The following is a 10,562-nucleotide window of genomic DNA, read 5'->3' as shown; positions in this document are numbered from 1 at the left end:
TTTTTAGGAAAGCGTTCTCCTCCTCCAGCCGCGCCACTTCACGTTTGAGCCGTGCATGTTCGGCCAACTCCAAGCGTTGTGCCTGATCGTCCTGGTCGTGCCGCCGCGCCTGGGCGCGCCAACTGTACAGCTGGGCAGGCTGCAACCCCAGATCACGAGCCACCGTGGTTACCCCTTCTGTGGCCGCTCGCAACAGTGCCTGCTGCCTGAACTCCAGGCTGAACTCCTGCCCCTTTCTGCCTGCCTTGCTCTTGGTCATCGTCCACCTCCTATTGCGATAGTTAATCGCTTATAGGGGTGTCCGTGAAACGGGGGCAAGATCAGTTTTTTACGAAAACGTGACAGCAGCAGGATTGAGCGCCTCCCGCAGCCTCAATCCGCCCCAGCGCTCATGCGCCCAGAGCGCGGCCGCATGACCATCCGGTGCCAGCAGCAGGCGGTGCATCAGGGGCGCCAGCGGCGTCGCGTCCGGATCCGCCAGCAGCACGTACCGCGGCAGAGCGTCATCGCCCTCGTCGCCGACCAGCCGTCCGATCCAGTCCAGCGCCACCATGGCATCCAGCGCCTGGGCGACCTGCAAGGCCTCGGCCCCCAGCGTGCTCGACAGTTCAGCCACCGTCAGTCCATGCCGGGAACGAGCCTTGGCGGCCTCCAGTTGCTGCACCGATTCAAGCGCCAACTGGAACGGCCAGCCCGGCCCCGTCGCATGGCGGGCCACGCCGCCGTCGAGCAGGCTGGGCAGATAGGCGACGATGACCGCACCCAACAGCACGATGACCCAGGCCACGTAGATCCAGACCAGCAGGGTCGGAAGCGCGGCAAATGCACCATAGACGACGGAATAGGTCGGAACCGCGTCGAGGTAGGCCGCCAGGATCCTCTTGGCCAGTTCCATGCAGGCGGCGACGAACAGTCCGCCGACCCAGGCATGTGTCCAGCGTACCGCCGTGTTCGGCACATAGTGATAGAGCCCTGCCATGCCACCGGCGAGCAGGAAGACCTCGATCGAATCGAGCAGCAGGCGGATACCTCCCGGCAAGGTGCCGACCAAGCCGCGCGAGGCGCTGATCACATAGGAAGTGAGCAGCAGGCTCAGGCCCAACACCAGCGGTCCCAGCGTGATGACCGCCCAGTACACCAATACCCGCTGGCCCAGCGGCCGGGGCCGGGGCACGCGCCAGATGCCGTTGAGCGTTCGGTCGATCGTCAGCACCAGCGCCAGGGCCGTCGCCAGCAGCACCGACAGCCCGGCCACGCCGAGCCGGCTGGCCTTGCTGGCGAACTGGGTCAGGTAGCCCAGCACCTGGCGCGAGATGCTGTCCGGCACCAGGCTGTCGACCAGCCAGCGCTGCAGCACCAGTTGCACTTGGTGGAACATCGGAAAGGCGGTGAACACCGCCAGCGCGACGGTGAAGAACGGCACCAGTGCAAGCATGGTGGTGCAGGTGAGGCTGCCGGCGGTAAGGCCAAGCCGGTCTTCGCGGAAGCGTTCGCGCAGCGTGACTGCGGTGCTGCGCCACGGGAAGCGCGAAAGATCGCGGGCCAGGACTCGCAGGCGCCGCGACAGGGCCGAAAGGAGCGCAGGCATGGCAGGTATCATGCCATCGCCATGACGATGCCCTCCCCCGACCGGCTTGCCGTGCCGCCGCTGGCCGCGGTGCCGGCCCTGCCCCGCCCCACCGTTCCTGTCGCGCGGACCCGGACGCTGGCCGTGGGCAGCCTGCTGGGGCTGATCGTGCTCTGCCTGGCGTGGGAGCTGTGGATCGCGCCGGTGCGCCCGGGCGGCTCCTGGCTCGCGCTCAAGGCGGTGCCGCTGGCGGTGCCGCTGGCTGGGCTGCTCAAGCGCCGCATGTACACCTACCGCTGGGTGAGCCTGCTGGTGTGGCTGTATTTCACCGAAGGCGTGGTGCGGGCCTGGGGCGACCCGGCACCCGGCCGCTGGCTCGCGCTGGCGGAGATCGCGCTGTGCCTGGCGCTGTTCGCCGCCTGCGCGCTGCATGTGCGGCTGCGCCTGCAGGCCGCGCGCCAGCACATACCTTCGTCCTGAGGGGTATGCCCCTGTAGTGAGCGATCGGCGCCCGCTATGGAATCATACCTACGCGTGTATTTTCATTCCCTGCCGGAAAACTCTATGTCCACTGCCCTGATCGACCAACTGCGCACCATCGTCGGAGACACCCATGTGCTGACGGACGGCGACCTCACCGCCTGGGAGCAGGACTGGCGCCGCCGCGTGCGCGGCCGTGCGCTGGCCGTGGTCCGCCCGGGCAGCACCGCCGAAGTGGCTGCGGTGGTGCGTGCCTGCGCCGGCGCAGGCACGTCGATCGTGCCGCAGGGCGGCAATACCGGCCTGGTGGTGGGATCGACGCCCGACGAATCCGGCACCCAGGTCGTCCTGAGCCTCACGCGGCTCAATGCCGTGCGTGCCATCGACGCGGCCAACCTGACCATCACGGTCGAGGCCGGCCTGGTGCTGCAGGCCTTGCAGCAGGCGGCGGAGAAGGCCGGCTTCCTGTTTCCGCTGAGCCTGGGCGCCGAGGGCAGTTGCACCATCGGCGGCAACCTGTCGACCAACGCTGGCGGCACGCAGGTCGTGCGCTACGGCAACAGCCGCGCACTGTGCCTGGGCCTAGAGGTGGTCACCGCCCAGGGCGAGGTCTGGGACGGCTTGGCCGGCCTGCGCAAGGACAACACCGGCTACGACCTGCGCGACCTGTTCGTCGGCAGCGAAGGCACGCTGGGCATCATCACCGCGGCGACGCTCAAGCTCTACCCGCAACCGGCCGCGCGCCTGACGGCCTGGGCCGCGGTGCCGTCGCTGCAGGCGGCGGTGGACCTGCTGGGCCTGGCGCACCGCCACCTGGGCGCCGGGCTGACCGGATTCGAGGTGATGGGTCAGTTCGCGCTGAGCCTGGTCGGCAAGCACTACCCGCACATGCGCGTACCCTTCCTGGGCCAGGAGGATGCGCCCTACTGCGTGCTGCTGGAAAACTCCGACAGCGAGTCCGAAGCGCATGCCCGCAGCCGCTTCGAGGCGGTGCTGGAGGCCGGCTTCGAGGCCGGCCACGTGCTCGACGCCGTCGTGGCCGAGAACCTGGCGCAGGCCAACCAGCTCTGGCACGTGCGCGAAAGCATCTCGCTCGCGCAGGCCGAGGAGGGCCTGAACATCAAGCACGACATCTCGATCCCGATCGCCAGCATCCCGGCCTACGTGGAATACGCCGATGCGCTGCTGCGGCGCGAGATCCCGGGCGTGCGGCTTGTCAACTTCGGCCACCTGGGCGACGGCAACCTGCACTACAACGTGCAGGCGCCGGCCGATGGCGACGCCAAGGCGTTCCTACGCGACCAGGAGGCGCGGGTGAACACGCTGGTGTACGACGCGGTCCTGCGCTTCGGTGGCTCGATCTCGGCCGAGCACGGCGTGGGCTCGCTCAAGGTCGGCGAGCTGCCGCACTACAAGTCGCCGGTCGCGCTGGAGCTCATGTGCAGCGTCAAGCGGGCCCTGGACCCGCGCAACCTCCTGAACCCGGGCCGGGTGGTGAGCCTGGAAGCCGCCGCGGATCACTGAGAGAGGAAACGGATGGGCAGGGCGAAGTCCACCGTCTGCGCGAGCAGGCCCCGGACGGACGCCAGCACGGCCCGCCCGTCGTCGCGGCGTACCTGGAACGCGTAGTTCAGCGGGCTCAGGGCCGGCCAGTCCGCCAGGGCCCGCAGGCTGCCGCGCGCCAGCAGCGGCCGGGCCCAGCCCTGCGGCAGAAAGCCGACGCCCAGGCCCTCGGCCAGCAGGCCGGCGACCGCGCCCCAGGTGTTGCAGGTGACGCGGCGGCGCACGACGTGGCCCGTGCGCGCCAGCCATTCGTCGAGCATGCGGTGCGTCCCCGCGCCCTGGGGCATCGTGACCAGCGGCCAAGCCGCGAGCGCCCCGGACGGCTCGGCCACCTCCTCCATGCCGGGCGCGGCCACCCAGTCGAAGCCGGCATGGCCGATGAAGCGCGACAGCAGCGCGTCGCGCGGCGAGGAGCCCGCCACGACGGCGAAGTCGAGCTCGCCGTCCTCGAGCCGCTGCTCCATCTGCGCACCGGTGTCCACCACGGGCTCCAGATGCAGACAGGGATGACGCTGCGCGGCGGTCGCCATCATCCCCGGCAGCCAAGTCTGCGAGGCGAGTTCGCCCACGCCGAAGCGCAGGCGCCCCTGTAGGTGCGCGTCGCCGAGGAGCACGTGGTGCATCGCCTCGGCGCGCTCCAGCAGGTCCTGCGCCCGCGGCAGCAGCGCGCTGCCCGCGGCCGTCAGGCCGGCGCGGTAGCTGCGCCGGTCGAACAGGGGCTGACCCAGCGAGGACTCCAGCTCCGCGATCCGCTTGGACAGGCTCGACACAGACAGGTGCAGCCGCTCGGCGGCCACGGCGAAGCTGGCGCACGTGGCGGCCCAGTAGAAGGCTTCAAACTGCTTGAGCGTCATGGGGCGTCTCCCGTGGTCCTGGCATCAGATGATGAAGTAAATCGAACATGGCAGTCTCGATTTATTCGCTATTTTTCCTGATCGGCCGGTCCTAGGATGCGCGGGCTCCTCCCGTGATTTCCCTGGCGACTCTCTTTCCTTCGTTCATGCCCCCATCCAGCCTCAGGCACGTCCACGCACTGCGCGATTTCGAGCCCCGCGCCCGGCGGATCCTTCCGCGGCCGCTCTTCAGCTACATCCACAACGGCGCCGACGACGAACGCTCGCTGCGGGGCAACCGGGATGCGTTCGACGACTACGCCCTGGTGCCGCGTATGCTGGAAGGCGTGGCCCGGCGCAGCCAGGCGATCGAGCTGTTCGGGCAGCGCCATGCGTCGCCGTTCGGCATCTCGCCGGTGGGCCTGGGCGCGCTGTACGCCTACCGCGGCGACCTGCTGCTGACGCGCGCCGCGGCGGACGCCGGGATCCCGGCCGTGCTCAGCGGCGCCTCGCTGATCCCGATGGAGGAGGTCGCGCAAGCGGCGCCGGGCACCTGGTTCCAGGCCTACCTGCCCGGCGACGCGGCGCGGGTGGAGGCGCTCGTCGAGCGCATCCGCCGGTCCGGGTTCGCGACCCTGGTTCTCACGGTGGACCTGCCCGTGACCGTCAACCCCGAGAACTACGCGCGCAACGGCTTCAGCTCGCCGCTCAGGCCCAGCCTGCAGCTGGCATGGCAGGGCGTCAGCCATCCACGGTGGCTGCTGGGTACCTTCGGCCGGACCCTGCTGCGCCACGGTATGCCGCACTTCGAGAACTGGCGCGCCGAGCGCGGCGCGCCCATCCTTTCGGCCTCGGTCCAGCGCGACTTCGTCGCGCGCGACCACTTGGCCTGGAGCCATCTGCGGCAGGTGCGCGATGCCTGGAAGGGTCCGCTCGTCGTCAAGGGCGTGCTGCGCTGGCAGGACGCCCTGATCGCCCGGGACGCCGGCGTGGACGGCATCATCGTCTCCAACCACGGCGGCCGCCAGGTCGACGGCGCCGTGGCGCCCCTGCGCGTGCTGCCCGAGATCTGCCGCGCCGTGCCGGACCTAGCCGTGATGATGGACGGCGGCATCCGCCGCGGCAGCGACGTGCTCAAGGCGCTGGCCCTGGGCGCGCGCTGCGTGTTCGCGGGCCGGCCCTTCAACTATGCCGCCGCGGTCGGCGGCGCGGCCGGCGTGGCCCACGCCATCGCGCTGCTGCGCGACGAGGTGCACCGCAACATGGCCCTGCTCGGCATCAACCGGCTCGACGAGCTCGACGCCAGCTTCGTGCGCCACATCGACAGCTTCCGGCCGTCCCCGCCGGCCTGACTGACCCCTCTGCCCCCACCGGTCCACGGCCTGCCGTCCAGGCCGCCATTCCGAACAGCCGGCGCGGCGGAACCGGCAACGCCACCGCAGCGCCGGCCCCACCCACCGGAGACGATGCCATGCCAACCCTGACCAAGCGATCCTTCCTGCGCAGCGCGGCGGCGCTTCCGCTGCTCGGCGCGGTGCCCCTGACCGCCGCCCGCGCCGAAGCCCCGTGGCCCAGCCGGCCCATCACCTACATCGTGCCCTTCTCGCCGGGCGGCGCCACCGACCTGATCGGGCGCCTGTACGCGCAGGCGGCCGGCAAGTCCCTGGGCGTGCCCATCGTGATCGACAACAGGCCCGGCACCGGCGGCAGCCTGGGCTCCGCGGTCGCCGCGCGCGCCAAGCCCGACGGCTACACGCTCGTGGGCGGGACCATCAGCTCGCACGCCATCAACGCGCGCATCTATCCCTCAATCGGCTACGACCCGGTGGCGTCCTTCCAGCCGCTCATCCTGACCGGGACGCTGCCCAACGTCCTGGTGGTCAAGGCCGGCGGCGTGATCACCTCGGTGGATTCCCTGCGGGCTCTGGCCCGGCAGCGCTCCGCGCCGCTCACCTTCGGTTCGTCCGGCGTGGGCTCCTCGCAGCACTTGGCGGGCGAGCTGTTCGCCACGACGACCGGGCTGAAGCTTCTGCACGTGCCCTACAAGGGCAGCGCCCCGTCGCTGCAGGCGCTGCTCGGCGGCGAGATCGACCTGCTGTTCGACAACATCACCTCGGCCCAGCCCTTCATCGAGTCCGGCCGCCTTGCGGCGCTGGCGGTCACGTCAAGCCAGCCGTCGTCCATCCTGCCGGGCGTGCGGCCGCTGTCGCAGTTGGGCGTCGATGGCTACGAGGTGGTGTCCTGGCAAGCCACGTTTGCGCCGGCCGGAACGCCCCGGCCGGTCGTGGAGCGGCTCTACCAGGCCCTGCACGCGGCGCTGACGGAGCCTGCCAGCCGCGAGCGCCTGCAGGCGCTCGGCCTGGACGTCTCGGGGGCCAGCCCGGACGAACTCGCCCGCTTCCAAAAGGCCGAGGTCGCCAAGTGGGCGGCCGTGGTGAAGAAGGCCGGGATCAAGGCCGAATGACGACGCGCAGCGGCCCGCGCCGCGCCGCCCAAGGCCGCCGGTCAGCGGCCGGCCGGCGCGGCGGCCGCGGCGCTACCGCCAGCCACGCTCACGTGGATGGTGATCGGCTCGTCGTCGCCGAGCGCTAGCCCGAGCGACTGCATGGCCGCGGCCAGCCGCTCGCGCAGTGTGGCATCGCTGAAGCTGAACTGCCGGTGGCTGCGCTTGCAGACCAGCGCGAACGAGCGTCCGTCCGGCTCGGCCGTGCGCAGGCCGTAGAGGGCTCGGCCTTCGTCCACCCATTCGCGCTCCAGCAGGCGGGCCGATTCCAGCTCGCGCAGCACGCGGTACACCGTGGCGCGGCTGGTGCCGTTGCCCTGCTCCATCAGGCGGGTGTACATGTCGTCGGCGCCGAGCCGCAACGTGGGCAGGCGCAGGAACAGCCCGAGGATGGCCAGCCGGGCGGCGGTGGGGCGCAGCCGCGCCTGCGTCAGCATCTGCGACAGCGCTCGGCCCGGGTTTGGCGACGGCACGGAAGAAGGCCGGAAGGCCGGCTGCGGGCGGGTGGACGGCAAGGTCTGCATCGGTGCGGTGGAAAACGGATGAAGGTGCCTTTAGCGCGCCGGGACATCGAAGCTCAGCGTGGCCACGTGGCGCACGTCTTCGTATTGCTTGCCGTCGATGGTGGCCGCGCCGTTGACGCGCGCGGTCACCTCCAGCACGTAGAGGCCGGAAAACGGTGTAGCCAGCGTGACGGCGCCGTCGGCATCCGGGCGCAACACGCGGCGCCAGCCCTCGCTGGTCGCCACGTTGACCTGCGACGCAGCCACCGGGCGGCCCTTGAAGAACAGGCGGAAGGTGTTGCCGCCGGCTTCCGTCGGCACGAGTTCGAGGTCGTTGGCCGGCTTGGTCTCCGCGCGGCCGTAGCGGGCCTGGTAGAGCAGCAGCGCGCCCTGCTCACCCACAGCACGGGCTGTGAAGCGCAGATCGCCGTCGGACCGGGGGGCGGCCGCGGCATACCAGGCCCCGCCGTCGGCCATGACCGGCAGGTCCTTGCCGTCCACCAGGAACGCGCGGGCCGCTTCGAGCTGCGGCGCCGGCGCAGCAGCGCGGTTGTTCTGTGCCGCATCGAGCGAGCCGGCCTGAGCCACTGCCCGGGCGCCGTCGCGCGACAGCCAGACGTAGTCGGCCGCCGCGGCTGGCAGCACCAGGCCGGCGGCGGCCACCACGGCAGCGCTGAACGAATGGTACAGGGCTCGGGACAGCAGGGAAGAAAGACGCATGGGACTCCTGGAGGTATGGCGTCGCAGGCGCGATGGCCTGCGGGGAACGGGAAGAAGGAAGGCCGGCCAGCAGCGAAGGCGCCGGCTCAACCAGCGGATGCCCGCCGCGGCATCTTGCGGAGAGCTCTCACTTGTATGACGAACGAGACAGAAAAAAAGACACCTTTTTGGCCAAAAAAATTGTATTAATTTGTGAATGACCGACGTGGCGCGAGCGGATCCTCCGGTCGACGCCGCAAATGTCCTTGCACATCAATGACAAAGAGACATCTTCTCATTTCGATCGAATCGCGCAGACTTTCTCAAATCTGTCGTGGAAATGTGACAACCTTTGTCAGATCCAGGGCATTCCGCGGCGCGCGCGGACGTGCATCCTGCCCTGGCGAAGGCGCTGCCGATCTTTGGGACAATGGCGCTCCCCCCTCCGGGTCTTTCGCGCCATCCCATGCACCAGTACCTCGACCTTGCCCGCCAGATCCTCGACCACGGTTCATGGCAGGAGAACCGGACCGGCGTGCGCACGCTCAGCCTGCCAGGCGCAGCGCTGCGCTTCGACCTCCAGCAAGGCTTTCCGGCCGTGACGACCAAGCGGCTGGCGTTCAAGTCGGCCATCGGGGAACTGGTCGGCTTCCTGCGCGGGGCGCGCAGCGCAGCCGACTTCCGCGCGCTGGGCTCCAAGGTCTGGGACCAGAATGCCAACGAGAATGCCCAGTGGCTGGTCAACCCCTACCGCGCGGGCACGGACGACCTTGGCCCGGTCTACGGCGCCCAATGGCGCGCTTGGCCGGCCTACAAGCTGCTGGATGCGGGCGCCGCAGCGCAGATCGCCGATGCCGTCGATCGCGGCTACCGGCAGGTCGCGGCCTTCGACGATGACGCCGGGCGCCCGAGCGTGCTGCTCTACAAGGCGATCGACCAGCTGCGCCAGTGCCTGGACACCATCGTCAGCAACCCGGCCGACCGGCGCATCCTGTTCCACGGCTGGAACTGGGCGCAGATCGAGGAGATGGCGCTGCCGCCCTGCCACCTGCTCTACCAGTTCCTGCCGAATGCGGCGAAGCGCGAGATCAGCTTGGTGCTCTACATCCGCAGCAACGACCTGGGCCTGGGCACGCCGTTCAACCTGGCCGAGGGCGCCGCGCTGCTGCACCTGGTCGGCCGGCTGACCGGCTACGCGCCGCGCTGGTTCAGCTACTTCGTGGGCGACGCCCACATCTACGAGACCCATGTGCCGATGCTGCGCGAGCAGCTCGCGCGCGAGCCGTTGCCGGCGCCGCGGCTGGTGCTGTCCGACCGCATCCCGGACTATGCGGCCACCGGCCGCTACGAACCCGTGTGGCTGGAGAAGGTCGAGCCGGGCGACTTCGTGCTCGAAAACTATCGCCACCACCCACCGCTGACCGCCCCGATGGCCGTATGACGGTCGCCAAGGTCCAGTTCCGCCTGCGCATCTACCGCGGCGATGCGATCGCCATTGGCCCCGGCAAGGTCGCGCTGCTCGAAGCGATCGCCGAGACCGGGTCTATCTCGGCCGCGGCCCGGCGCTTCGGCATGTCGTACCGGCGGGCCTGGCTGCTGGTCGACGAGATGAACCGCGCGCTGGCCAGCCCGGCGGTGGCAGCCGCCGCAGGTGGCAGCGGCGGCGGCGGCACCTCGCTCACCGCCACCGGCGAGGCCGTCGTGCGGCACTACCGGGCCGTCGAGCACACCGCGCGCACGGCGGCGGCACGGGACATCGCCGCGCTGAACAGCCTGCTCGCGCCATGATGCGGGCCGGCCTGCCCCGGCACGGGTGCCGCGGCGGTGGCCGTCAGCGCGGCAGTGCGTAGGCGATCACATAGTCGCCGCGCTGCGGCGACTGGCGCGCCCCGCCGGCATTGATCACGACGTACTGCCTGCCGGTCTTCGGCGAGACATAGGTCATCGGGCCGGACTGGCTGCCGACCGGCAGCCGCGACTTCCACACTTCCTTGCCGGTGCGGCTGTCGAAGGCGCGCAGGTAGAAGTCCTGGGTGCCGGCGAAGAACACCAGGCCGCTCTGCGTCGCCAGCGACGGCCCCAGGGTCGGCATGCCGACGGGGATGCCCAGGTGCATCGGAATATTCAGCGGTCCGGTGTCCCTGACCGTGCCCACGGGCACCTGCCAGACCAGCTTGCGGGTCTTGAGATCCACCGCCGAGAGCGTGCCGAAAGGCGGCGCTTGGCAGGGGATGCCCAGCGGGGAGAGGAAGCGCTCGCGCATCGCACCGTATGGCGTGTTCTCCATGGGGCTGTCAGTATTTCTGTGTGTGAGGCGGTTGGTGAACTGGTTTCTGGCTGTTGATCTATCAGGCCCCTGCCAGGCCGCCGGAGGCCCCCCCGGTTGGCCCATGGACCCATGGCTCAGCCCCTCA

General features: G+C 70.1%; 12 protein-coding genes. 6 read left to right on the top strand and 6 right to left on the bottom strand.

The genetic code is table 11. The features are described 5' to 3' along the window. Positions 1-259, bottom strand: a 259-nt coding sequence (locus tag GAK38_RS22440) for a transposase (protein ID WP_296799339.1), incomplete at its 3' end; no start/stop codon positions are given. A 69-nt stretch (positions 260-328) separates the two neighbouring features. Then, positions 329-1,588 (bottom strand): YihY family inner membrane protein, encoded by a 1,260-nt coding sequence (locus tag GAK38_RS22435; RefSeq protein WP_325347128.1) that lies wholly within the window; start codon positions 1,586-1,588, stop codon positions 329-331. Positions 1,589-1,615: 27 nt separating this feature from the next. On the opposite strand from GAK38_RS22435, the gene GAK38_RS22430 reads away from it, so the two are divergent. Further along, complete coding sequence (locus GAK38_RS22430; protein ID WP_443089264.1) at positions 1,616-2,047, top strand: DUF2069 domain-containing protein; 432 nt, start codon at positions 1,616-1,618, stop codon at positions 2,045-2,047. Between the two features lie 84 nt (positions 2,048-2,131). Next, entirely contained in the window at positions 2,132-3,571 is a 1,440-nt protein-coding gene (locus GAK38_RS22425) for an FAD-binding oxidoreductase (protein ID WP_325347126.1), read from the top strand. Here GAK38_RS22425 and GAK38_RS22420 read toward each other — a convergent pair. Further along, the gene (locus GAK38_RS22420; protein WP_325347125.1) at positions 3,565-4,464 is read right to left on the bottom strand and encodes a LysR family transcriptional regulator; all 900 of its coding nucleotides are present in this window, start codon (positions 4,462-4,464) and stop codon (positions 3,565-3,567) included. The two genes, GAK38_RS22425 and GAK38_RS22420, sit on opposite strands and share 7 nt — an antisense overlap. A gap of 146 nt (positions 4,465-4,610) precedes the next feature. On the opposite strand from GAK38_RS22420, the gene GAK38_RS22415 reads away from it, so the two are divergent. Together GAK38_RS22415 and GAK38_RS22410 are read left to right on the top strand one after the other, a co-directional pair. Next, positions 4,611-5,795 carry an alpha-hydroxy acid oxidase gene (locus GAK38_RS22415; RefSeq protein ID WP_325347124.1) on the top strand — a complete coding sequence of 395 codons (1,185 nt, stop codon included), beginning with the start codon at positions 4,611-4,613 and terminating at the stop codon, positions 5,793-5,795. A gap of 119 nt (positions 5,796-5,914) precedes the next feature. Then, on the top strand, positions 5,915-6,907 hold the full coding sequence (locus GAK38_RS22410; RefSeq protein ID WP_325347123.1) for a Bug family tripartite tricarboxylate transporter substrate binding protein: 993 nt from the start codon (positions 5,915-5,917) through the stop codon (positions 6,905-6,907). Between the two features lie 41 nt (positions 6,908-6,948). Here GAK38_RS22410 and GAK38_RS22405 read toward each other — a convergent pair whose 3' ends face one another. Together GAK38_RS22405 and GAK38_RS22400 are read right to left on the bottom strand one after the other, a co-directional pair. Continuing rightward, positions 6,949-7,470 (bottom strand): Fur family transcriptional regulator, encoded by a 522-nt coding sequence (locus GAK38_RS22405; RefSeq protein WP_325347122.1) that lies wholly within the window; start codon positions 7,468-7,470, stop codon positions 6,949-6,951. Between the two features lie 30 nt (positions 7,471-7,500). After that, positions 7,501-8,169 (bottom strand): hypothetical protein, encoded by a 669-nt coding sequence (locus GAK38_RS22400; protein WP_325347121.1) that lies wholly within the window; start codon positions 8,167-8,169, stop codon positions 7,501-7,503. Between the two features lie 445 nt (positions 8,170-8,614). Here GAK38_RS22400 and GAK38_RS22395 point away from each other — a divergent pair, with 445 nt between their 5' ends. Continuing rightward, on the top strand, positions 8,615-9,589 hold the full coding sequence (locus GAK38_RS22395; RefSeq protein WP_325347120.1) for a thymidylate synthase: 975 nt from the start codon (positions 8,615-8,617) through the stop codon (positions 9,587-9,589). Then, a complete protein-coding gene (locus GAK38_RS22390) occupies positions 9,586-9,936 on the top strand; it encodes a winged helix-turn-helix domain-containing protein (protein WP_325347119.1) in 351 nt (116 codons plus the stop codon). The genes GAK38_RS22395 and GAK38_RS22390 overlap by 4 nt, the downstream gene beginning before the upstream one ends. 43 nt (positions 9,937-9,979) lie before the next feature. Here GAK38_RS22390 and GAK38_RS22385 read toward each other — a convergent pair whose 3' ends face one another. Next, positions 9,980-10,540 carry a hypothetical protein gene (locus GAK38_RS22385; RefSeq protein WP_443089263.1) on the bottom strand — a complete coding sequence of 187 codons (561 nt, stop codon included), beginning with the start codon at positions 10,538-10,540 and terminating at the stop codon, positions 9,980-9,982. Between the last annotated feature and the right edge of the window lie 22 nt (positions 10,541-10,562).

Source organism: Xylophilus sp. (genome assembly GCA_009914555.1).
Taxonomy (GTDB): Bacteria; Pseudomonadota; Gammaproteobacteria; order Burkholderiales; family Burkholderiaceae_C; genus WNDY01.
This window is presented reverse-complemented; position numbering and strand designations above follow the sequence as displayed.